The sequence below is a fragment of the Vibrio sp. V43_P6S15P86 genome (genome assembly GCF_009904725.1).
GTDB lineage: Bacteria > Pseudomonadota > Gammaproteobacteria > Enterobacterales > Vibrionaceae > Vibrio > Vibrio diabolicus.
Genome location: NZ_WXWT01000258.1, coordinates 1 through 22,830, shown reverse-complemented (window position 1 = coordinate 22,830; position 22,830 = coordinate 1). Strand labels below are relative to the sequence as shown.

The following is a 22,830-nucleotide window of genomic DNA, read 5'->3' as shown; positions in this document are numbered from 1 at the left end:
ATTTAAATAAGATTTTTATGTTGAAAATTATCATTAGTTATGAGTAATGGTTTTTAATAAAGTTGTTAAAAAGGAGACTTTCGTCTCCTTTGATTTTATTGACAACTCAAACGTAACAAATCAATAACTTTGTTGGCGCCTGCGCTTATCACTCATGGCATTTCGAGTGAGTTTCCCGAACTGTCGACTTTGAGCTCGTTGTTCTGCCAAAGTCGCGCCGTTAAAGGCTTGTTCTCGCAATAGTTTTTGATAGTTATTGAAACGACGAATCTCCAGTTTGCCATTTTCAATCGCAGCTTGAACTGCGCAACCCGGCTCAGTTTGATGCTGGCAATCACCAAAGCGACAACGCTGAGCGAGACCCTCAATGTCAGAAAATGCCTCACTGACGCCCACTTCGCAGTCTGCTAGTTGAAGCTCGCGCATTCCCGGAGTATCAATCAAGATGCCGCCATCAGGTAATAGATGGATAGAGCGCGATGTGGTTGTATGTCGCCCTTTGCTATCGTCTTCACGAATATGCCCAGTCGCCTGTTCTTGCTGCCCGAGTAATGCATTCACAAGAGTTGATTTGCCAACGCCTGAAGAACCGATAAAAGCGACGGTTTGTCCTTCTTCGCACCAGCTCATGAGTTTAGAAGCACTCTCTGTTTCTAAGCCGTTGACTGTCTCTATGACTAATAGAGGGTCGAGCTTCTGTACTTGGCTTTTTAGTTCATCAATATTGCCACACAAATCGGCTTTGGAAAGCACGATGACGGGTTCGACTTCGGCTTCATGAGCCAAGGCGAGATAGCGTTCAATACGACTTAAATTGAAGTCGTCGTTAAGGGAACAGACGATAAAAACGGTATCCACATTTGCGGCGATGAGTTGCTCTGCCACTTTGCTGCCAGCGGCTTTGCGGCTAAAGAGGCTCAAGCGATCCAGTAAGCGAACAAATTGCTGATCTTCATTTAAGATTACCCAGTCTCCGACGGTCATATTGGGTAAAGAGTGGTGGGCATTAAGATGAACTTGCCCAGTTTCTGTTGCCAATAAATAACCACTTCGGTGATGCGCAATTACACGAGCAAAGATAGTGTTGTCGTAATCGTCTAATGTCAGTTGTTGCTGAAAAAATGGTTTCCAACCCAATTGTTTTAGAGGGTTTGAAGTTGAAACTAATGTGTCACAAAAAGTATGTGTTTGATTCATTATTGAATTATCCCAGACGCAACAAAGCGCCTTAATACAAATCGCATTAGGGTCTAATTCGGATAGAGTTGACCCCGGTGAAGACCGGGCAGAGAAGGGGAATTGTGGTTATGCCACAGAGTTGGTGCTGTTAGGGTTACCCTTGCGATGCCCAGTTAGTGTTATCCAATACAATCATCTTGTGTCCTCTTCGTTGGTTAATAAATAAGTGAGTTAATTAAGCCAAAAGAGTATAGCCGCCCTTTTTTAAAGAGGGTAGCTATACTGCAAAAATATTAACTTTGTTTTGTGATGCGCTCTTCCATAATCTGCGAATACGTGTTGGCTTTTAAGCCGTATATGATTTGGACATGACGATCATCCAATATCACGACGCCATGCGCGCCATGATTTTTGAGTGCGTTCTTATCGATGACGGACGTCGCTCTGAGGGTAAGACGCAGCCGAGTCGCACATGCACCAGTTTCTAGCAGGTTCTCTATGCCCCCAATGGCGTCAATGATCGTATCGACGTCTTGTTCGACATTGGGGTTGGTATGAGTTAGGAAATTGAAAAATTGCTTCAGCACTGACTTAACCGTCATTTGAAGAGCCTTCGGTCGTTAGTTTTGAAATGGCTTCAACAATCGGTGCCGGCGAGAGCGTATGCGGTACTTTAGTGATTAACGTGCCATCCGGCTTCAAGAAGTAAAAGTAAGAGCTATGATCCAGCGTGTACTTTAGTTCCGAGCCTTCCAATTCTGTCTTGCGGAAAATGACACCATAGTTGTGTGCCAAAGGTGTCGTTACATCAAGTGGTGCCGATAGGCCTTCAATCATTGGATGGAAGTAATGGGCATATTTTGCTGATGCATCGGCCTCATCACGCTCTGGGTCTAAAGAAATGAACATTGGGCGCAGTTGTGCTTTTTGCGTTTCATCGATTTGATTCAGGGCTCCTGCCAGCATAGCAAGCGAAGTTGGACAAACATCTGGGCAGCGAGTAAAACCAAAATAGACGACTCGAATGCGAGGGTCATTCACATCGAAGATATTGACGGCTTGGTTATTTTCCCCAAACAATACCGTTTGTTGAGAGGTGGAACTATCCACTTGCTCTGGCTTCGTTTTCTGATTATCTAAATAGCTCTTTACGCCAAACCCGAGGGCGAAAGCAACTACGAGAAATAGGGACCAATTGCGGCTCATAATGATTCCTTATCTTTGCATTTTTATAGCAGGGTAAACGGTATTCTCTCCATCACTGAGTTCACCAACCCAGGTCATGGCGTCTTGAGTGCAAACCGGCAGAATGATGTCACCTTGATATTGACCGGGAGTGACTTGCTTCAGTAAAAACTTGGGTTCTCCCATCTCCATTTCTCTTCCTGAAAGGCTTAGGACGAGTTGCTCAGCATCGCTTGTGTGCCACTCAACATTCAGAGTAGTGGGTACCAAGGGTTGAGCAGTATCTGCGTTGAGCGTCATCGTAACATTCTCTTGAACGCACGAGACAGTAGAGAGAAAGCAATACTCATCTATCGGTTTGATCGGAGTGGATGAAGAAAAGCTTTTTAGTAACGTCGGGGCATAAAATCCCGCAACCAGTGCGGCTGAAACAGCGGCGATTTGTAACACTTTCATTAAGGTTCAGCATTTATCACTTAACATTATCTGCATCGTAGCACAGAAGCGTCATTCGCCAACTCGTGGCCTAGATAAATTGTGCGTTGTGCCTCGATGACAGAGATCAAAATAACCGCGCGGCTTAGGGGCTGTTGAATCAAGCCCATAAAGATTTTCAATTGCGATGATTTTCTCTTAGCCAACAAACAAAAACGAAGCCAATTGGCTCCGTTCTTGTTTGTTGATTCCGTATTGATTTGATACCGCAGTTACTTGTCTGAATCCGCGAATTTTTCGAGACTCAAAACCAGCGCAATGGCAGCAAGCATCATCACAACGGCAAGCACTAACTGAGAAGGTTGTGATGTTACGTGTTCAAATTCAAATGGTGATAGGTTGTGCTGTAGCAAGGGCACTTGCTCACCCTTTGAATTGGTGCGCCAAGTGATGGTTTCTTTCCAAGGCCAAATCTTTGGTAACGTACCAATCATTAAGCCTGTCAAAAACATCAGAGTGAAATCGCGGAACTTGCGTAGTAACCACGACAATAGATGCGAAAAGGACAGCAAACCAATCACACAACCTGACAAAAACAGCGCCAATGTATCGACTTGGAAACCTTTCACGGCGGCTAATACAGGTGCATACATCCCAATCAATAACAAGATAAAGCTGCCAGAGATGCCCGGTAAGATCATCGCGCAAATCGCGATAGCACCAGCGAACAATGTGTTAATGGCCGTTGGTTCCATGTGCAGAGGTTTAAGCACGGTGATGCTGTAAGCAAACCCGACACCAACAAGTAAAGTCACGAAGCGGATAAGATCACGTTGTTCAACCTGACGAATAATGTGATAGACCGATACCAAAATCAGACCAAAGAAAAATGACCAAAGTGGGATCGGGTGTGTGTCAAGAAGCCAAGTGATCAACTTTGCTAGCGTAGCAATGCTGGTGAAAATACCGGCAAACAGAGCGATAAGGAAGAAACCGTTGATGTGATTAAAGGCAGCTTTAACCCCTTTTTTTCGCCAAATAGAGAAAAGTGATGGGTTAATGCGTCGAATGCTCTCAAGCAGCGTATCGTAAATGCCGGTGATAAACGCGATGGTGCCGCCTGATACGCCAGGAACAACATCTGCTGCGCCCATGGCGATTCCTTTGAAGAAAGTAATTAAGTAGTTCATTGCTCTAATGCTAAGTCGTTTCGATGGCACAGAGTATACAAACATTGCGACGAAAAAAGTATGAAATAGTGCTGTAGCTACTGGGTTTTATATCCAAGCAATTGCTTATTTTTGTTACAGGTTATGAGGTGATTCAAATACAACGATATCTTAATATTTGGTTTACATTATTGAGATGATTAACTGTACTATCAATGGCTACGTTTGTTGCATTATGCAAATGCAATTTGATAATTGAATTTGCGTTTTGCTATATTTTATATAGGCAAATTCACTTTATATGAGATCCTGTGCCCAAAAATAAGTCTTTGCATTTTGGCATGATTAATGAATAATACTGCTCGGCCCTTCTTAAGCCGAGGGTCACCTAGCCAACTGACGTTGTTAGTGAATACAATTTGTTCACACTAAATATAAGCCAATCGCGATTATTGCGGTTGGCTATTTTTTTATATGAACAACGTTACTTACGTGCTTTGCAAATTGCACTTTCCTCGTTCTAGACTCATAAAAAAGGGCTGACGCATCACGCCAACCCCTTGTATTTCACTTTAGGTTTTAATCTGTTTTCTTGAGCTGATCAGTACCCCATCAACTGGAGTAAATTTTCAGCTGTCACAATGGCCTCTTTACGATTGGCGATATTGAGCTTTTGGTACAAGTTGCGAATGTGGGTTTTAATCGTGGTGCCTGCCACATCAAGCTCTTGCGCGATTTGCTCATTACTGAAACCAGAATAAATCAAACCAAGCACCTGCCACTCACGTTGAGTCAGTGGGCTTGTGCGAACCAGTTCCGGTACGTTAGGGTGGTTTACCAGCTTCTCAATGAAGTCTTCATCAAAGTGAATAGAGCGGCTGCGCTGATTGGAGGAAATATCCTTCATCAATTGTTGAGCGCGGTGACGTTCTAGATCGCCTAACTCATGGCGGAGGCTTAACTTCTCCAGTAGCCCGCCAATGGTGGCGCCATCAATGAGGAAATTACCTACCATCCCCGTCTGGTTTGTCATCACTAACGCTTCTTTTAGCAAAGCTTTTGCTTGCTCTTCGTCTTTTTGACGAGCAGCAAACACCGCTTCGACCACTAAGTTGCGATTAGTATCTGTGATCAGGTTGGTTCGACGAGCTTCACTTTGGAGGAAATCCAATGCTGCGCGCGCTTCGGTATATTGACCTAAGTTGATGTGTGCGCGTGCAATGTTACGCCATTGCAATTGTGAAAAGTGGTTGCATGCCGATTCAGGACGAACCGCAGTGTTGAGCCATTCTTGCATTGCATCGGTGTTACCGCGCGCTTGCCAAAATAGGATCAACGATAGTGAAGCGTTTGCTGTCCAGTCTACATGGTAAGTCGACTGTTTCATCAAGTGTTGGATATGCTCAATGAATTTACCGGCTTTGTCTAGCTCGCCACGGCCAACCGCAATACGCGCCAGCATCGAGTAGCTGTGTAAGTGCTTACTTGGCGAATGGTTTTCGAGAATTTGTAGACCTCGGTAGGCACATTCTTCTGCTTCATCAAGTCGGTTCCAGCACCAAAGCACTTGCGCTCGAATACGCAGCAAAAACTCGTGCAGAGGAACATGTTGAAGTTGCTGATCTTCAATCAGGCGGAATGCGGAATCTTGCAGCTCAAAGGCGGCTTGTACGTAACCTTGCGCAATCAAAATTTCGCTTTGTTGCAATATCGCCCATAACGCTTGGTGGTAAACTTGGTACTGACGAGCCAGCTTCTCGGTTTGTTGCATCATCGGTAACGCGCGGTCGAGTTTACCTAGCACGTGGTTAACTTCGCCAACAACCGAAGTTGCCACAATGCGGCTACGGTAAATCGTGTTATCAAGTTGGCTAAGTGCTAGCTCCGCTAATTCGAGTGCTTTCTCTGGCTGGTTGCTGTTGATAGCCACTTGAGCAAGCAGCGCGTTTGCTTGACCTTGATAATGAATATCTAACTCAATGTTACGCTTTTTATGCTCCTCTTCCGCTTCTTCAAGCAAGTGGCCTACTTGGTTATAACGGTGTTGACTTTGAGCCAACCAAGCTCGGAGCATTGTAAGTTTTGGGTGGCTGAACAGAAGCTCAGCATCCAACTTATTAATTGAGCTTTCCAGTGTGCTGAGCTCGCCTTGGTTAAACATCTTCCAGCCGAATTCGTTTAGAATTTCTACCACCAAGTCTTTATCGTTCGACTTTTGTGCATGGTGAATCGCTTGGTGCGGTGCTTTTTGTTGTAACCAGGCAACAGCTGCATTGCGGTGGAGATCTTTTTCTTGCTGAGGAATACGCGCTTGGCGCTCATGAGACAAAAACTCACCAAATAAGTTATGGAATCGGAACCAGTTTTGCTCCCCTTCGAGCGGGTAAATGAATAAGCCGTAGCGGTTTAATGATTCGATCAAACCAAGCGCATCTTCGCGTTGGGTGAGGGCAAACACCAACTCATCATTGAAGTGGTCAAGCACGGAAACTTGCATCAAGAAATGACGAGTTTCGTGATCGAGTAGGTCAAATACTTCTTCGACCAGGTAATCCCACAAATGCGCGTGATTGAACTGAGATACCGACTCTACGGTTTGTGCCAACGTACGGTTTTGATGTTGCGCTTGCAACGCGATCAACTGCATCGCCGATGGCCAACCTTCCACATAGGTTCTGAGGCTGTTTGCCATGTCTTCGTCGATGCCATCGGCAATACGCTGATTAAAGAAACGAGTCGTTTCTTCGGTATCGAACGCCAACATCTCGTTGCCGATTTCGATCATTAAATCACGAACACGTAAGTTTGCAGTACCCAGAGGCGGCGCTGCACGACTTGTTACCACAACGGTGAGGTTGTCTGGCATGTGTTTTAAGAAGAAACGCATGGATTCATGAATTTCATCGTTGGTGATCAAGTGATAGTCATCTAGCACCACGTAGCACTCTTGATGAAAATCAGCCATTTCCGCGAATACTTCGCTGAATAAAGAACGTAGAGAAGAGATCTGGCGTTTTTCCGCCAGTTTTTGTGCGTTAGAGCAACTGAAGTTGGTGGCTTTGTTTAATGCTTGAAGCAGGTAGTTCACAAAACGAAAGCCGTCGTTATCGCTGTCATCAATGCTGTACCAACCGACGTTTGGTTTATCGGATAGCCACTGCGCTGCCATGGTGGTTTTTCCGTAACCTGCTGGGGAGCGGAATAAAACCAATTTGTAGTAAGGCGCTTGCTGTAGTAAGTCCAACACTCGTGGGCGCACGATGGCATTGTGCAGGCGTCCTGGTCGAGTAAGCTTAGATGGAATCCACATTAGTAATTATGTCCTTATTTATGTATACCCAAGTGATTGCGACGTGATCATTTCAGTAAGGCCCCCTCGAAAGCTTCGTCTTACTGAATGATTTCACCGGCATCAAAAACTGCTTGAATGCCGGTTGATGTCGCCTCTTGTTGGGGCTTGCATCCGTCTGAAAAAGCATTCCATACGGTCACTTAGATATAAAAGCTAGCGAAAACTAGAAATAACTCACACCGCCTAATTCTAGTTTGTATAAAAAGCGTACAATCCTGTGAGCCGTGTGGGATGTTACGACATCAGAAATGTCCGTTACTTTGATCCACTTCCTAATTCTCAAGGGTTGATGGATTTACCATCAACTACGCCCTTTATTTGTGATTCTTGTCACTTAAATATCTTTTGTGTCGAGTGTATTAAGATCTCGTTGCACATCGATTATGAAAAATCTTTCCATGTTAACCAAGTTAATGTGACCGATATTACAATTTTCACATCATCAGATGAGTGGACTATAAAAAGCGTCATGAATGGGTTTTAACCTTTCTCACATTCCATTGTGATCAAAATCACTAAGAACTGGTGCAAAGTTCACTTTGTTGAGATTTGGATCACTAACCTAGCAATGGTACCCCCTCTACGCCCTCAGCCCTCCTCCTTCAAAGGAGGAGAATTAGGAGGATGTTTATTCACAGAGGTAAATGCACGATGTATGGCAGATGAATTACCAAAAGACGTGAGAATTTCGTAATGAAACCTACTCAACAAAAACAATTTGACAAGAAGTCGTTCCAAGAAAGCGTAAAGAAACACCTATCTGTAACTTACGCTCACACGATTGAAAACGCAGACAGCCGCGCTTGGTACCTAGCAATGGGTCATGCACTGGCTGAGTTCACTACTCTAGATTTGCTTGCTACTGAAGAAGATCCGCGCATTAAAAGTGCGAAGAGCGTTAACTACCTTTCGCTAGAGTTCCTTATCGGTCGTTTGACGGGTAACAACCTAATCAGCATGGGTCTGTACGAACAAGTAACAGAAGCAATGGCTGAACTGGGTTACAACCTAACTGACCTGCTAGAAGAAGAACGTGACCCATCATTGGGTAACGGTGGTCTTGGTCGTCTAGCGGCATGTTTCATGGATTCATGTGCGGCACAAGAATTCCCAACCGTCGGTTACGGCTTGCACTACGAATACGGTTTGTTCAAACAGTCTTTCAAAGATGGTCGCCAGCAAGAAGCACCTGACGCATGGCGTGGTGTAGAAGGCTACCCTTGGGAAATTGCTCGTCCAGAACTCGCACAAGAGATCGGTTTCTACGGTCACGTTGAAGTGGTTAACGAGAACGGTAAAGAAGTTCGCAAATGGGTTCCTGGCATGTCTGTAAGAGCAATGCCTTGGGATCTACCAATTGTGGGTTACGAATCAGACACGGTTTACCCGCTACGTCTTTGGGAATGTCAGGCAATTGCACCATTCTCGCTAGCAAGTTTTAACAACGGTGACTACTTCGAAGCGCAGCACGCACTGATCGACGCAGGCAACATCACTAAAGTGCTTTACCCGAATGACAACCACGAGAAAGGTAAAACACTTCGTCTAATGCAACAGTACTTCCACTCAGCTGCGTCTGTACGTGACATCCTACGTCGCCACGAAGCAGCTGGCTACTCGCTAGCGGATCTACCGAAGCAAGAGACTATCCAGCTTAACGATACGCACCCAACGATTGCGATTCCTGAGCTAATGCGCATCCTGATGGACGAAAAAGGTCTAACTTGGGAAGCGGCTTGGGAAATCAGCTCTCAAACCTTCGCGTACACAAACCACACGCTACTTCCAGAAGCACTAGAGACATGGCCAGAGTCGCTAATTCAGCACCTACTACCACGTCACATGGAGATCATTTACGAGATCAACCACCGCTTCCTACAAGACGTACGTGCAATGTGGCCGGGTGATGTTGCGAAACAACAGAAGCTTTCTATCATCGAAGAAGGTTTCCACCGCATGGTTCGCATGGCAAACCTATGTGTAATTGGCTCTTACGCAGTAAACGGTGTAGCGGCACTTCACTCTGAATTGGTTAAGAAAGACCTGTTCCCAGAGTTCCACGAAATGTACCCAACACGTCTACACAACGTAACGAACGGTATTACGCCACGTCGTTGGTTGAAGTTCTGTAACCCAGGTCTTTCTAAGCTAATCACAGAGAAAGTCGGCCCAGAATGGCCTGCGAAACTAGAGCAACTAGAAGGCATCGCTAAGTACGCCACTGACGAGAAATTCCAGAAAGAATTCATGGCAGTGAAGAAAGAGAACAAAGAACGCCTAGCTAACTGGGTGAAAGAGAACATGGGTATCGAACTCGATACTAATGCGATCTTCGATGTTCAAATCAAGCGTCTGCACGAGTACAAGCGTCAGCACTTAGACCTTCTACACGTACTGTCTCTGTACCATCGCATTATTAACGAACCAGGCTTCGAATGTGTGCCTCGCGTTGTGTTCTTCGCAGCGAAAGCGGCACCGGGTTACCACCTAGCGAAAGAAATCATTTTCGCTATTAACAAAATTGCTGAGAAAGTGAACAACGACCCTCGCATCGGCAACAAGCTGAAAGTGGTCTTCATTCCTGATTACCGCGTGAGCATGGCTGAAATTATTATTCCTGCGGCGGACGTATCACAACAAATTTCACTTGCGGGTAAAGAAGCATCAGGTACTGGTAACATGAAGATGGCGCTTAACGGTGCCCTAACGATCGGTACGATGGATGGTGCTAACGTTGAGATTCGTGAAGAAGTAGGCGATGAGAACATCTACATCTTCGGTCTAGACGTTGAAGGTGTGAAAGCGCTGAAAGCTCAAGGTTACAACCCATTTGATTACTACAATGCGGATCACCTACTCAAAGCGTCCATGGACCTGCTACTGGGTGAAGAATTCACTCCAGGTCAACCAGGCTTACTGCGTGCAACGTACGACAGCCTACTAGACGGCGGTGACCCGTACTTATGTCTTGCGGACTTCGCATCTTACGTGAAAGCGCACGAAGACATGAGCGAACAATACAAAGACCAAGCTGGCTGGGCGAAGAAAGCCATTCTTAATACCGCCCTTGTCGGCAAGTTCACCTCAGATCGCTCAATTCGCGACTATGTGAACAACATCTGGAAACTAAAAGCGGTTCACCGTTAATAGAACAGAGTTAAGACCAAGGTAGCCAAGCGCTACCTTTGGTCATTTTCCAAAAGAAGTTATTGATAACAATAAAACCCTACATGGAAGGTGTTGGTATTACCTTCGGAGAAAGCGATGAAAGAACAAACAGCATTAAAGAAAGTCGCGGAAATGGCGAGATTGGCTGATAGCTATGTCAGTGCTTGGGGAGATGAGGCAAAAGTGTCTGAGGAGACGCTACGCCGCTTGCTCGCTTCGCTTGGCTACGATACTAGCAGCGATGAAAAACTATTGGCTTCTGCTGAAAAGAAACATAAAAAAGACGTACTAGCCCCTGTTCTTGTTTTACGCGACGGCGAACCAGTCGAAGTGGAACTAAACCTAGGTACGAGTGCTCGTGAGAGTGAATTCAGCTGGCGTTTAGAAACAGAACAAGGAGAGGTACTTGAAGGCTATCTTCAGTCCCAAATTGTTCGTGATGAGCGTGCTGAGGGTGGCCCTCTAGTGTTTGCATTGCCAAAGAACTTGGCTTGGGGTTATCACAAATTGATTGTCAGCCGTAAGCGTCGTAAAACGCCTTACGAGATGTCATTGATCATCACGCCGAAAGCGTGTTTCAAACAAGACGATCTAAACCAACATAAAAAGCTATGGGGTCCTAGTATCCAGCTTTACACACTGCGTACTCAGCACAACTGGGGTATCGGTGATTTTGGTGACCTAAAACAGTTGGTGAGCGATATCGCTTCTCGTGGCGGTGACTTCATTGGTTTGAACCCAATTCACTCACTGTTCCCAGCGAACCCAGAAGGCGCGAGCCCATACAGCCCGTCTTCTCGTCGTTGGTTGAATATCATGTACATCGACGTAAGTTCTGTACCTGAATTCGCACTGAGTGCTGAAGCTCAGCAACGTGTTGGTAGTGCAGAGTTTCAACAGCGTCTACAAAAAGCACGTGACTCTCATTGGGTGAACTACACAGAAGTTTCGCAACTGAAAATGAGCGTTCTTCCGCTGCTGTTTAGTGAGTTTAAAGCTCGCCATTTAGACAAAAACACCGACCGCGCTCGTGCATTCTTGGACTTTGTAGAAAAAGGTGGCGACAGCTTGTTACACCAAGCTGCATTCGATGCGCTTCATGCGGATTTACACGCAGAAGATTCAAACATGTGGGGTTGGCCTGTATTCCCTGAGAAATACCGCACATTCGACGCAGCCGGCACTCAGAAATATATCAAAGACAATCAAGACCGCGTTCACTTGTACATGTACCTACAGTGGATCGCAGACGATCAAATCAAAGAAGCGCAGTCACTGGCAAAAGAAAAAGGCATGGCTGTGGGCTTGTACCGTGACCTTGCTGTCGGTGTTGCCGACTCAGGTAGTGAAACTTGGGCCGACGACGGTAACTTAGTGTTAGACGCAAGTATCGGTGCGCCGCCGGATGTACTTGGTCCTCTGGGTCAAAACTGGGGTCTGCCACCGCTTAACCCTCAAGTTTTAGAAGCGACGGGTTACGACGCGTACATCAAGTTGTTACGTGCCAACATGAAGCACTGTGGTGCACTGCGTATCGACCACGTACTTGGCCTGCTTCGCCTTTGGTGGATTCCAAAAGGCGAGAAGGCGACAGAGGGCGCTTACTTGTACTACCCAGTGGAAGACATGCTCGCAATCCTAGCGCTTGAGTCGCACCGTCATCAGTGTTCTGTGATTGGTGAAGACTTAGGTACTGTGCCAGATGAAATCGTCGATATCCTACGCGATGCAGGTGTGCACTCATACAAAGTATTCTTCTTCGAAACTTCGAAAGAAGACGGTGGGTTCATTTCTCCGAAGCACTACGCAGAGCAATCGATGGCGGCACTGTGTACGCATGACATGCCAACCCTGCGTGGTTTCTGGCACTGCGATGATTTGAAAATGGGTCGTGAGATTGGCCTTTACCCAGATGAAAAACAGTTGGAAGGCTTATTTGCTGATCGCTTGAAGTGCAAGCAAGGCATCTTAGACAGTGTTCGCTGGCACGGTTATTTACCAGAAGGCATTGGTCATGATGCTCAGTACGTACCGATGGACTCGTACCTAAGCGAAGCGCTGCAACTGCACGTAGCAGCGGGTGACTCTGCACTGCTTAGCGTTCAGCTTGAAGACTGGCTAGAAATGGATCAACCGGTCAACATTCCTGGCACGGTGGATGAGTATCCAAACTGGCGTCGTAAATTGTCGATGAACCTAGATGAAATCTTCAGCCGTGAAGATGTGAATCGAATTTCTAAACGCCTCACTGAAGTTCGTGCACAGGCGAGCAAGTAAGATGCGTAGAGTGACGTAGATGAATGAGCGGATTACCAATTTTGTTAGCTCAGAGGTACGAAAGTTCCGTCTAGGTCACTCATTCCGAAAACACAATCCGTTAGGATGAAGTACCGTTATTATGCCCGCGACAATAGCGGGCATTTTTTGTTTTTGACATCGCTTGATGCATACATGTTTTAAGCGAAGTCTTTTGTGAGTTCACAACGTTGGCTGTGGAGAAACCGATGTTTGATTCAGATTTCTGGTCTTGAAAAGGATATTGGCTCTAGGGAGAAAGATTTGAAAACCACCAAAACCAAGAAAATAAAGAAACAACACGAACGCGCATATGAACTGCTTGCTGAGGCGGCTTACTCAGACCCATTTTCGGCGTTGGGGCCATTCATTGATGATGGCGAAGGATCGCTGCGAGTGTGGATGCCGGGCGCAAACAAGGTTGAACTGCTTGTTAATGGCGAACCTCGCGTGGCGCTTGAGCGTGATGGTGACAGCGGTTTTATCTTAAAAGAACAACGCGATTTACACCTGACCCACTACCGCTTGGCGGTCGATTGGAATGGTGTTGAACAAATTATTGATGACCCGTACCAGTACCACAACATTTACCAAGAGTACGAGCATCTGCATACGCCCAAAGACATGTATCACTATATGGGCGCACACTTTGTCACGCTAGAACGTGGCGGTGAAAACATCTCCGGTGTTCGCTTCCTTGTCTACGCACCGCATGCATCGGCTGTTAGCCTTGTGGGTTGCTTCAACCAATGGGACGGTCGTCGTCACCCGATGCAACGTTTAGATTATGGCATTTGGGGTTTGTTCATTCCTGGCTTAGAAGAAGGCGTTCAGTACAAATTTGAGCTCAAAGGGCCAAATGGGGAAGGGCTGCCACACAAACAAGACCCTTGGGGTTTTTACTCTGAGCAGTACCCATCGTTCGCGTCCATTACTTACGATCACAAGCGTTACCAATGGCAAGATGCGAAATGGCAAAATCGCGCAGTGACGCAAAAGCGTGATGAAGCGTTATCATTTTATGAGCTGCATGCTGGGTCATGGAAGCGCAACGAGAAAGGCGATTTCCTCAACTACTGCGAACTCGCGGAGCAGTTGGTGCCATACCTTGTGGATATGGGCTACACCCACGTTGAGCTGATGCCTGTGTCTGAGCATCCATTCTACGGTTCATGGGGCTATCAACCCGTTGGCTTGTTTGCGCCAACCAGCCGTTTTGGCTCACCTGATGATTTCAAATTCTTCGTGGATGCGTGTCACCAAGCTGGTATCGGTGTGGTGTTGGATTGGGTTCCGGCGCACTTCCCATCGGATGATCATGGCTTAGCGAACTTTGATGGTACGCCTCTGTTCCACGACCCGGATCCGCGTCGCGGTTGGCACCAAGATTGGAACTCATACATCTACGATTTAGGCCGTGAACATGTGCGTCGCTTCCTTGTATCGAATGCGCTGTACTGGTTTGAACAATTCCATATTGATGGCATTCGCGTGGACGCAGTCGCGTCGATGCTCTATCTCGATTACTCGCGCAGTCATGATCAATGGGTACCGAACGTCGACGGTGGCAACGAAAACTACGACGCGATCGCAACCTTAAAATGGATGAACGAAGAAGTGTACAAGCACTTCCCGAATGCGATGACGATTGCGGAAGAGTCAACGGCGTTTCCGGGGGTGTCTGCGCCAACCTTTATGGGGGGTTTAGGTTTTGGCTTCAAGTGGAATATGGGGTGGATGCACGACAGTCTTTCATACATCAAAGAAGATCCTGTTCACCGCAAATACCACCACAATACCATCACATTCCCGTTGGTTTATGCGCACAGCGAAAACTACGTCTTGTCTCTCTCTCACGATGAGGTGGTGTACGGAAAAGGCTCTATCCATAACAAGATGCCAGGTGATGAATGGCAGCAAACCGCAAACCTACGTGCATACTACGGTTACATGTATGGTCAACCGGGCAAAAAGCTGAACTTCATGGGCGCGGAAATCGGCCAAACGGCGGAGTGGAACCACGATGATCAGTTGCAATGGTTCTTGCTGGAATATGAGCGTCATCAAGGCGTTCAAAAGTTGATGCGAGATTTGAACCACTTGTACCGAAATGAAGCGGCGATGCACGATCAAGATTGTGTTCCTGCTGGTTTTGAGTGGCGTCTACAAGACGAAGCGGATGCGAGTATCCTAGCGCACGAGCGTATCAGTAAAGAAGGTGAGCGTATTTTGATCATCACCAACTTTACGCCCGTACCACACGAGCGTTTCCGTTTAGGTGTTCCAAATGCAGGTCAATACGAACTACTGCTGAACACGGACGACAGCAAATACGGCGGCAGCGATTTTAAAGTGCTGACCAGTGTGAAAACGGAAAAAGTAGAAAGTGAATCACTGCCTCAATCACTTGAGCTTCGTTTACCACCACTTTCAACTGTTTTCTACAAGCTGAATAAATAATTCAGTCTAATCAAATTCTAAGCCCGTTTTACATTGTAAATCGGGTTTTTTTTGACCTATTTTTTACCTCAAAAACTTGTTGTTCCTGATTGAATCAGGCAAGCTCGCTGGTTTGTTCATCATCAATCGCTAATGCATTGGGGAACCACACATGTTGAAAAGGCTCAAGTCATTTCTATTTAAAATGGTGTTGATATTGCTGATCGCCCCAGTTGTTTTGGTTGGTGTGGTGAAATATGTCGATCCGCCAATATGGGGATGGAAGTTAAGCCGCATTGTTGTGCCACCAAAGAACTATCCAGACAGCAGCCAACACGAATGGGTACCCTTGTCGCGTATTTCAAAAAATATGCAGTTAGCGGTGATTGCGACCGAAGACCAAAAATTCCCTCATCACTATGGATTGGACTTCGAATCGCTATTCGACGTGATTTCCGAGGCCGGTGATAATGGTCCGTCGAGAGGCGCGAGCACCATTACCCAACAAGCTGCGAAAAATGTGTTTTTGTTTCCTTCTCACTCCTACGCTCGCAAGGCTTACGAGCTTTACTTTGCCTTGCTAATGGAGCTGATGTGGAGCAAAGAGCGCATTCTCGAAGTGTATCTAAATGTGGTTGAATTTGGTCCCGGTATTTACGGTGCTGAAGCAGCGGCGCAGAATTATTTTGGTGTCAGTGCAAAGCAACTCTCGAAGTGGCAAGCAGCGCGTTTAGCCGTGGTGTTGCCAAACCCATATCGAATCAAAGTCTATCCACAAAGTGATTACACTGCTCGCCGCACAAGATGGGCGATGAACCAAATGAGCAATCTTGGCAGCGTGCAACTTTAAGTCCCTCAATCCATTGCGCTTAAATAGAACTACGCCCCTATATCAATAAAATGTGAAGCGTCACAACCTTTGGGGCGTAGGCAGTTAGAATGATGTGTTCAGTTTCTTATCTAGGCACAATTAGTGCGAATAAAACTAATAAATGTGCATGGTTACCATGTGCTGCCAATGGACTGAACGATGAAACTGAACCTGATTACCACTACCTTACTGCTTGCGTCGGCAAGTACCATCGCCGAGCCTAACATCACCATTTCTACCACGACCAACAGCCGTGACTTCCCATTAAGTGCAGAACAGCCTTTGGTTGTGCCTCTAACCAAAGACGGATACACGCTAAAAATCACGGGCGTTGAAGGTGACTGCGTTGCACCCGATGGTCAGAAAGTTAAGTTCAATAAACCTCTTGCGCTGAACTGCGGAAAACCAACGGAACTACCGTTAAAAATCCGCTTTACCGGCGATTACTCTTTCGCTTTTGATGCGGAAGCGAAAACACTGCGCTTTAAGCGCGAACCTAAGAAAGCCGCCAAGAGTGAGTTCAAACGCCCAATCCCACAAGTGCAATGTGAGGTTTACCAAGGCGGAGAAGTCACCATTGCGTTAGGTGACAGTTTCCCGGATGGCACCAAGTTGCGAGAAGCTTACTCGGGTCAAATAGTCGAAGTGAAAGATCAGCAAGTATCGCTGACGCCAAGCAAAGACTCTGGCGGCCTAGTGCTTTTAGAGCCTGTACAGAAAACCAAAGAAGCGGTGCCATTTGATTACCGAAATGCGAACATTTACTTCGTGATGGTTGACCGTTTCAACAACGCAGACGCAAGTAACGACAGCAGTTATGGTCGCAAAAAAGACGGCAAAGACGAAGTTGGCACGTTCCACGGCGGTGACCTTAAAGGCGTAATTGAGAAATTGGATTACATCAAGAGCCTAGGTACAGACGCGATTTGGTTGTCGCCAATCGTTGAACAAGTGCACGGCTTTGTCGGTGGTGGCGATAGTGGCTCATTCCCGTTTTATGCTTACCATGGCTACTGGACGCGCGATTTCACCAAGATTGATGAGAACTTCGGTAACGAAGATGATTTAAAAATGCTGGTGGAAGAGGCGCACAAGCGCGGCCTCAAAGTCTTGATGGATGCGGTTATCAACCATTCTGGTTACTCAACATTGGCGGATCTACAGTTTGATGGTATCGATGTGTTAAAGCCTAATGCCGAACTGCCCAAGAAATGGGGCGACTGGCAACCAAAAGCAGGCGAAAGTTGGCATAGCTACCACCAGAATATTGATTATCAGAGTCCGAACTGGGCGAAGTGGTGGGGCGGCGATTGGGTAAGAACCGGCTTGCCGGGTTACCCAGCTCCGGGCAGTAGCGACATTACGATGTCTCTTGCTGGCTTGCCAGATTTCATCACTGAATCAGACAAAGCAGTGAAGCCCGCGCAGTGGCTATTGGATAACCCTGGTACTCGCGTTGAGGCGCGTGACAATTACACCGTCTCGGATTACTTGATTGAATGGCAAACTGACTGGGTGAAACGCTTCGGCATTGATGGTTATCGCGTCGACACGGTGAAACACGTCGAAGGTGAAGTTTGGAAGCGTCTAAAAGAGGAAGCATCGAACAGCCTAGAACAGTGGCGTAAAGAAAATGGCAAATCAGGCCAGCCGTTCTGGATGATGGGCGAAGTCTGGGGACACACCGCGTATCGCAGCCCTTATTTCGATGATGGTTTTGACGCGTTGATCAACTTCGATATGCAGAAGAAGCTAGACAAAGGCGCGGCTTGCTTTAGCCAAATGGCAGATACTTACCAAAGCTATGCGGACACTATCGCGAACGAGAAAGACTTCAACCCAGTCAGTTACATGTCTTCTCACGATACGGAGTTGTTCTTCTCACGTTTTAAAGATTACGGCATGCAACGTAACGCCGCGAACGCATTACTCTTTAGCCCAGGAGCGGTTCAGGTTTATTATGGCGATGAAGTAGGCCGTAACATTGGCCCTTACGCGGATGATTTCCACCAAGGCACACGTTCAGACATGGTTTGGAAGCTATCTGATGACAAACAAGCTTTGCTGAAACACTGGCAAACCCTTGGTCAGTTCCGTCAAGCACACCCTGCCATTGGCGCAGGTCAGCATCAAGTGATTGAACAGGAAGGCGCGTATGTGTTCTCCCGTTCGCTTGGCAATGACAAAGTCGTCGTGGCGTTTGTAGGACGTAATAAGTAACTAAACGCTCTTTATGTCGGTAAATATAAAGCCCTTCCTTGAGTTATCAGGGAAGGGCTTTATTGTTTTAGTTCGCAAGTTCTTGGTCGATGACTTTTTCTAGCTCATCAAACGGCACATAGCCAGGAATAACTTGATCATTAATGATCAACGCAGGCGTGCCGCGTAAACCAAGTTGCGTGAAATACTGATAGTTTTTATCAAGCAGCGCTTTGGTCTCTTTGTCGTCGACAAGCTGCGCTTCTGTCCCTGTTTTCTTCGCGATTTGTTTTAACGAACGTGCATCATGTGCGCCCGGTTTTTTCACCAGTAACTCATGCACTTGTTCGTACTTATCTCGCTGGTTTTGCCAAACATTTAATGCGTAACTTGCCGAGTTGTAGCCGTTTTTCTCGTATTGTTCTTTAAAAGAGACATTGAGGTTAAGCACTTTTATCTGCGGATATTCTTTGCCAACTTTGACCAGTTCTCCTTCTAAACGTTTACAAAAAGGGCAACTGTAGTCCGTTACGTTAATAATGGTTAACTCAGGGTTTTCAGCTCCAAAAGAGGAATGTTTGCCATCACTTAGATAGTGACGAACCTCCTTTAAGGTGTCGCCAAATGACTGTTGATACGCAATGTACTCTTGAAGGTTTTGGTGCAATGAATCAAGAATTTGAGGATTCTCTTTTAGTATCTGAGTAACTTCCTCTAGCTTTTGTTCTGCGGTCTTTTCTGATGCGAAAGATACGGCAGGTACGATAGCCATCGTTAACGTCAAAAGTGTACGAGTGAATGTCATAATATTTCCTAAAACTTTTAGATTTCGTTGTTTGTTATGTGAAATGAATAAAATACGTACAAAAGTCAGGCGAGAAGGTCTTTCGCCTTGCTCGGTTTATTCTCTAAACACGCAAAGTTTTAGGTGAACCCGACACTTTTCCGGTATCGGTTCTGTGTATTCCAGATAATGAATTGCTGTGGATGCCATCGGCAGCGCCACAATCAAAGCAAACAGAAAAAATGGAATAAGAATATGGTCCAACTGGTGTTGGTACGCTTGAACTAGCTTCTCTGAAAGGTCGCAAGATGGTGATAAATTCACGCTTTCATCTTTCTGACTCTGTATTTGGTGAGCCTTAGGGCAGCTTTTCGAGAAGCCGGAGTTTTGGCTTAAACATACCATCACCACCCAAAACACGAGGGCGAGTGTCCACTTGGCTATTTTAGGTTGTGAGCGTAACAATGGGCTGCCTAGTCCTGTTGATTCTGGTTTATGCCGTTTGCATATGACCGGACAATCCTAACCTAAATTTCATTATGGAATGTTACTTTCGAGTTAATCGATATTGCCTCAATGCCAAAGTATGAAGTACGTCATGAATGTTGTAGAAAGCAATATTCGTCAGAATCATTGGTCGGGTTGATGAAGAAGTCCTGAGGTATCGATATAGATTAATATACCTAATTGTTAGCACAAATTTTTATTATCTTTCAAATGTGATTAAAATCATAAAACAAAACTTCATAACTGAGTCGCTAGAATGTTCGGCAGGCAGATTGATTTTGATCATCTCTCTAGCACATTATTCGAGTGAACATATGTGTCCTGTCCCACATGTGTAGGTAATGTTATGAAAAATCCTGTTCAAACCGAGCGCAAGGTTACGCTGGGGTGCTACGTTGCACTGGCGTTTGCGGTCGTCTTCTTTTCTGGTCTCATGCAATCGAACGAATGGTATGGCGTATTTGATTTCACCACGTTGAATGGCTCTTTCGGCAAGGTGGCTTATGGTGTCACCGAAACGGCTGACGGTGTGCAAGTTGCAACAACGTCGCTTCGTGGTACTGGTGGTAGCGGTGCACGTGACGGTTTCATTTTTGCACTTACTTTGATTCCTACCGTTATGTTCGCACTGGGTATGATCAATGTACTTGAGCACTATGGTGCGCTTGAAGCAGCTCGTAAGCTTCTTACTCCTCTTCTACGTCCTCTAATGGGCATCCCAGGTAACTCTGGTTTGGCTCTTATCGCTTCGCTGCAAAGTACTGACGCAGGTGCGGCGATGACTCGTCAGCTTAAAGATGAAGGCCATCTTACCAAACGCGAAACCGATGTGTTCACTATGTTCCAGTTCACCGCTGGTGCCACCATTGTTAACTTTTTTTCCTCAGGTGCGGTGCTGTTTACGCTGACGATGGCGGATGGCTCGCTTGCCGTAACGTCTTCTATTGGTTTGGCGGTTGTGGTGATGTTCTTGTTTAAAATTGTGGGCGCGAACTTATTCCGTATCTACCTAAACATCACAGAAGGTAAAGAAGACAAGCAAGATCAAAACAAATCTGAGAACTTAAAAGAGGAGGCGGCGTAATGAGTGACGTAAAAGTAAGTAAGCCGATGGTGACAGATATTTTCGTTGAAGGCGCTAAAAAAGGCTGGGTTATTGCGACAACATCAACCGTGCCTAACGTTCTTATGGCGTTTGTCATCATTAAAGCGTTGCAGATTACTGGCGCGTTGGATTTGATGGGCTCGGTATTTTCTCCAGTAATGGCGGTTTTTGGTTTGCCAGGTGAAGCGGCTGCGGTGCTGATTGGTGCTTGGATGTCGATGGGCGGCGCAGTTGGCGTGGTTATCACATTGTTTGATCAAGGCATCTTGAACGGTACGCACATCGCGATTCTTGCACCTGCAATTTACTTAATGGGCTCACAGGTTCAGTACATGGGGCGAATTATGGGACCTATCGGTACTGAAGGTCGTTATATCCCAATCATGATTGCGATTTCCGTATTGAACGCATTTGGCGCAATGCTAGTCATGAACTTGTTTGTTTAGGGGGCAATCATGCAGTTTTCTCTCAATGAATATCTCGAAGAACTTCGTCCTCTCATCAATGTCGATTGTGGCACGTACACCACTGATGGCATTGAGTTCATCGCTTCTCAATTTGAAGGGAAGTACCAAGCGATGTCAGGTTGGAGCGTAAAACGCATCGACTGTGGCAGAGCGGGTATCGGTCTTGAAGTTCGAAACAAGCCTGAGGCTGAGCAAGTTGACGTGATGCTGATTGGTCACATGGATACAGTGTTCCCTGTCGGTACCGCTGAGTTACGTCCTATGTCTCAAGACGCTGAAAAAGCGTACGGTCCGGGTGTCTCGGACATGAAATCTGGCTTGCTGAATATTGTGTACGCGATGCGTAACCTCGACCAAGCGGTGTTGGATAAACTGTCGATTTGTATCTGCATGAACCCAGACGAAGAAACCGGATCGTTAGATTCGGTCGACTGGATTCAATCTGTTGCAAAAAATGCAAAGAACGTATTGGTGGCAGAAGCAGCACGTGCAGACGGCGGTTTAGTCAAAGCGCGCAAAGGCATGGCACGTTACAAAATTACGTTTAACGGCGTGGCGGCGCACGCTGGCAACGAGCCAGAAAATGGCCGCAGTGCAATTACCGAGATGGCGAACTGGATTCTAGCAATCAATGCTATGACGAACTTCGAATCTGGCACCACATTAAACGTGGGTATTGTGTCTGGCGGTAACGGCGCAAACATCGTCCCTGAGCACGCTGAAGCGATCGTGGATGTGCGTTTCTGGAATAACGATGAGTACGATGATGTCGATAGCAAGCTAAACGGTATGCTGGAGACACCATTTGTTGATGGCGTTAGCATCGAGTTGGTTCGTGAAGCTTACAAACCTTCTATGGTGCCAAGCGCGCAAACCGAAAGCCTGATGGCATTAGTTGAAGACGCAGCAAGTGAACTGGCTATCGACATCAACTGGAAAGAAGTGGGTGGCGGCTCTGATGCAAACAATACGGCAATTCTTGGCATTCCAACTTTGGATGGTCTAGGACCTATCGGTGCAGGTTTTCACAGTGACCAAGAGTACTTGTTGCTTGAGTCTATCGAACCACGTATCAAAATGCTGATGCGTGTACTGGAGAAGATAGCTCAGTAGCGCACTCGACAACTTAGTTCCCAACATCACGATCCCCAGACTTCGGTTTGGGGATTTTTCTATCTGTGTTTTTGTTTCACTTTACTATCATTTCTTGTTATTAATCTTGCGTTCAGGTTCGATTTATTAATATGTTGGCCACAGTCATAAATTTCGGAGGCAACGATGACCACAACAATGTCTGTAAAATCGGCGCCGAAAGACGCCAAAGATCAAACGATGCAAGCGCCAGATGAGAAAACATTCTGGCGCAAAATGAAAGGGTCGGTTAAGAAAGCGGGTGAAGAAATTGCCGTTATGGGCATCAAATCATGGCTCGCGATGACAGATTCCAACACCGCCGTTCGCCATAAGGCGATTTTAGGTGGCGCATTGGCTTACTTCGTATTACCCACCGATATGGTGCCAGATGTGTTAGCAGGTGTCGGCTTTACCGATGACATGGCAGCGCTTACCTTAGCCGCTAACTCTGTCGGCAATGCCATTACTGAAGAACACGAAGAACGAGCCAGAGAAAAATTGAATTCGATGGCGGATTAAGTTGAAAATTTATTGTACAGCG

The 22,830-nt window shown here is 46.3% G+C and carries 17 protein-coding genes; 9 read left to right on the top strand and 8 right to left on the bottom strand.

The features are described from left to right. Positions 1–120: 120 nt before the first annotated feature. From rsgA to malT, 6 genes are all read right to left on the bottom strand, one after another. Positions 121–1,197, bottom strand: a complete 1,077-nt coding sequence (gene rsgA / locus CAG69_RS11725) for a ribosome small subunit-dependent GTPase A (protein ID WP_161444299.1) — start codon at positions 1,195–1,197, stop codon at positions 121–123. Between the two features lie 275 nt (positions 1,198–1,472). Beyond that, complete coding sequence (locus CAG69_RS11720) at positions 1,473–1,781, bottom strand: PTS transporter subunit EIIB (RefSeq protein WP_005384641.1); 309 nt, start codon at positions 1,779–1,781, stop codon at positions 1,473–1,475. Next, positions 1,771–2,385 (bottom strand): SCO family protein, encoded by a 615-nt coding sequence (locus tag CAG69_RS11715; protein WP_161444297.1) that lies wholly within the window; start codon positions 2,383–2,385, stop codon positions 1,771–1,773. Before CAG69_RS11715 ends, CAG69_RS11720 begins: the two co-directional genes overlap by 11 nt. 9 nt (positions 2,386–2,394) lie before the next feature. Next, positions 2,395–2,820, bottom strand: coding sequence for a hypothetical protein (locus tag CAG69_RS11710; RefSeq protein WP_053808243.1), 426 nt, complete (start codon positions 2,818–2,820; stop codon positions 2,395–2,397). 251 nt (positions 2,821–3,071) lie between these two features. Further along, the gene (locus CAG69_RS11705) at positions 3,072–3,989 is read right to left on the bottom strand and encodes a DUF368 domain-containing protein (RefSeq protein WP_041853110.1); all 918 of its coding nucleotides are present in this window, start codon (positions 3,987–3,989) and stop codon (positions 3,072–3,074) included. Positions 3,990–4,569: 580 nt separating this feature from the next. Continuing rightward, the gene (gene malT, locus CAG69_RS11700) at positions 4,570–7,278 is read right to left on the bottom strand and encodes an HTH-type transcriptional regulator MalT (RefSeq protein WP_005396763.1); all 2,709 of its coding nucleotides are present in this window, start codon (positions 7,276–7,278) and stop codon (positions 4,570–4,572) included. Between the two features lie 735 nt (positions 7,279–8,013). Here malT and CAG69_RS11695 point away from each other — a divergent pair. The 5 genes from CAG69_RS11695 to CAG69_RS11675 all read left to right on the top strand — a co-directional run bounded on the left by CAG69_RS11695 (position 8,014) and on the right by CAG69_RS11675 (position 18,313). Next, positions 8,014–10,467 (top strand): glycogen/starch/alpha-glucan phosphorylase, encoded by a 2,454-nt coding sequence (locus CAG69_RS11695; RefSeq protein WP_005396762.1) that lies wholly within the window; start codon positions 8,014–8,016, stop codon positions 10,465–10,467. Between the two features lie 117 nt (positions 10,468–10,584). Beyond that, positions 10,585–12,765 carry a 4-alpha-glucanotransferase gene (malQ, locus tag CAG69_RS11690; RefSeq protein WP_161444295.1) on the top strand — a complete coding sequence of 727 codons (2,181 nt, stop codon included), beginning with the start codon at positions 10,585–10,587 and terminating at the stop codon, positions 12,763–12,765. 282 nt (positions 12,766–13,047) lie between these two features. Beyond that, positions 13,048–15,243, top strand: coding sequence for a 1,4-alpha-glucan branching protein GlgB (glgB, locus tag CAG69_RS11685; RefSeq protein WP_237668068.1), 2,196 nt, complete (start codon positions 13,048–13,050; stop codon positions 15,241–15,243). A 151-nt stretch (positions 15,244–15,394) separates the two neighbouring features. After that, positions 15,395–16,072, top strand: a complete 678-nt coding sequence (mtgA, locus tag CAG69_RS11680) for a monofunctional biosynthetic peptidoglycan transglycosylase (protein WP_161444291.1) — start codon at positions 15,395–15,397, stop codon at positions 16,070–16,072. A 180-nt stretch (positions 16,073–16,252) separates the two neighbouring features. Next, on the top strand, positions 16,253–18,313 hold the full coding sequence (locus tag CAG69_RS11675; protein WP_161444289.1) for an alpha-amylase: 2,061 nt from the start codon (positions 16,253–16,255) through the stop codon (positions 18,311–18,313). A 67-nt stretch (positions 18,314–18,380) separates the two neighbouring features. On the opposite strand, the gene CAG69_RS11670 is transcribed toward CAG69_RS11675, so the two are convergent. Then, positions 18,381–19,097 carry a DsbA family protein gene (locus tag CAG69_RS11670; protein WP_161444287.1) on the bottom strand — a complete coding sequence of 239 codons (717 nt, stop codon included), beginning with the start codon at positions 19,095–19,097 and terminating at the stop codon, positions 18,381–18,383. A 96-nt stretch (positions 19,098–19,193) separates the two neighbouring features. After that, complete coding sequence (locus tag CAG69_RS11665; RefSeq protein ID WP_161444301.1) at positions 19,194–19,481, bottom strand: hypothetical protein; 288 nt, start codon at positions 19,479–19,481, stop codon at positions 19,194–19,196. A 448-nt stretch (positions 19,482–19,929) separates the two neighbouring features. Here CAG69_RS11665 and CAG69_RS11660 point away from each other — a divergent pair, with 448 nt between their 5' ends. The 4 genes from CAG69_RS11660 (at position 19,930) to CAG69_RS11645 (ending at position 22,808) form a co-directional block, all read left to right on the top strand. Beyond that, on the top strand, positions 19,930–20,667 hold the full coding sequence (locus CAG69_RS11660) for a nucleoside recognition domain-containing protein (RefSeq protein ID WP_046875706.1): 738 nt from the start codon (positions 19,930–19,932) through the stop codon (positions 20,665–20,667). Continuing rightward, positions 20,667–21,134 carry a YjiG family protein gene (locus tag CAG69_RS11655; protein WP_005458317.1) on the top strand — a complete coding sequence of 156 codons (468 nt, stop codon included), beginning with the start codon at positions 20,667–20,669 and terminating at the stop codon, positions 21,132–21,134. Before CAG69_RS11660 ends, CAG69_RS11655 begins: the two co-directional genes overlap by 1 nt. Positions 21,135–21,143: 9 nt before the next feature. Then, positions 21,144–22,268: a M20 family metallopeptidase gene (locus tag CAG69_RS11650; RefSeq protein WP_161444285.1), complete on the top strand. Its 1,125-nt coding sequence runs from the start codon at positions 21,144–21,146 to the stop codon at positions 22,266–22,268. A 165-nt stretch (positions 22,269–22,433) separates the two neighbouring features. Then, on the top strand, positions 22,434–22,808 hold the full coding sequence (locus tag CAG69_RS11645; protein ID WP_046875708.1) for a YkvA family protein: 375 nt from the start codon (positions 22,434–22,436) through the stop codon (positions 22,806–22,808). Positions 22,809–22,830 lie beyond the last annotated feature (22 nt).

Bases quoted from the DNA above. Each gene is read 5' to 3' on its own strand.
- rsgA (WP_161444299.1), bottom strand. From the start codon at position 1,197: ATGAATCAAACACATACTTTTTGTGACACATTAGTTTCAACTTCAAAC.
- CAG69_RS11720 (WP_005384641.1), bottom strand. From the start codon at position 1,781: ATGACGGTTAAGTCAGTGCTGAAGCAATTTTTCAATTTCCTAACTCAT.
- CAG69_RS11715 (WP_161444297.1), bottom strand. From the start codon at position 2,385: ATGAGCCGCAATTGGTCCCTATTTCTCGTAGTTGCTTTCGCCCTCGGG.
- CAG69_RS11710 (WP_053808243.1), bottom strand. From the start codon at position 2,820: ATGAAAGTGTTACAAATCGCCGCTGTTTCAGCCGCACTGGTTGCGGGA.
- CAG69_RS11705 (WP_041853110.1), bottom strand. From the start codon at position 3,989: ATGAACTACTTAATTACTTTCTTCAAAGGAATCGCCATGGGCGCAGCA.
- malT (WP_005396763.1), bottom strand. From the start codon at position 7,278: ATGTGGATTCCATCTAAGCTTACTCGACCAGGACGCCTGCACAATGCC.
- CAG69_RS11695 (WP_005396762.1), top strand. From the start codon at position 8,014: ATGAAACCTACTCAACAAAAACAATTTGACAAGAAGTCGTTCCAAGAA.
- malQ (WP_161444295.1), top strand. From the start codon at position 10,585: ATGAAAGAACAAACAGCATTAAAGAAAGTCGCGGAAATGGCGAGATTG.
- mtgA (WP_161444291.1), top strand. From the start codon at position 15,395: ATGTTGAAAAGGCTCAAGTCATTTCTATTTAAAATGGTGTTGATATTG.
- CAG69_RS11675 (WP_161444289.1), top strand. From the start codon at position 16,253: ATGAAACTGAACCTGATTACCACTACCTTACTGCTTGCGTCGGCAAGT.
- CAG69_RS11670 (WP_161444287.1), bottom strand. From the start codon at position 19,097: ATGACATTCACTCGTACACTTTTGACGTTAACGATGGCTATCGTACCT.
- CAG69_RS11665 (WP_161444301.1), bottom strand. From the start codon at position 19,481: ATGGTATGTTTAAGCCAAAACTCCGGCTTCTCGAAAAGCTGCCCTAAG.
- CAG69_RS11660 (WP_046875706.1), top strand. From the start codon at position 19,930: ATGAAAAATCCTGTTCAAACCGAGCGCAAGGTTACGCTGGGGTGCTAC.
- CAG69_RS11655 (WP_005458317.1), top strand. From the start codon at position 20,667: ATGAGTGACGTAAAAGTAAGTAAGCCGATGGTGACAGATATTTTCGTT.
- CAG69_RS11650 (WP_161444285.1), top strand. From the start codon at position 21,144: ATGCAGTTTTCTCTCAATGAATATCTCGAAGAACTTCGTCCTCTCATC.
- CAG69_RS11645 (WP_046875708.1), top strand. From the start codon at position 22,434: ATGACCACAACAATGTCTGTAAAATCGGCGCCGAAAGACGCCAAAGAT.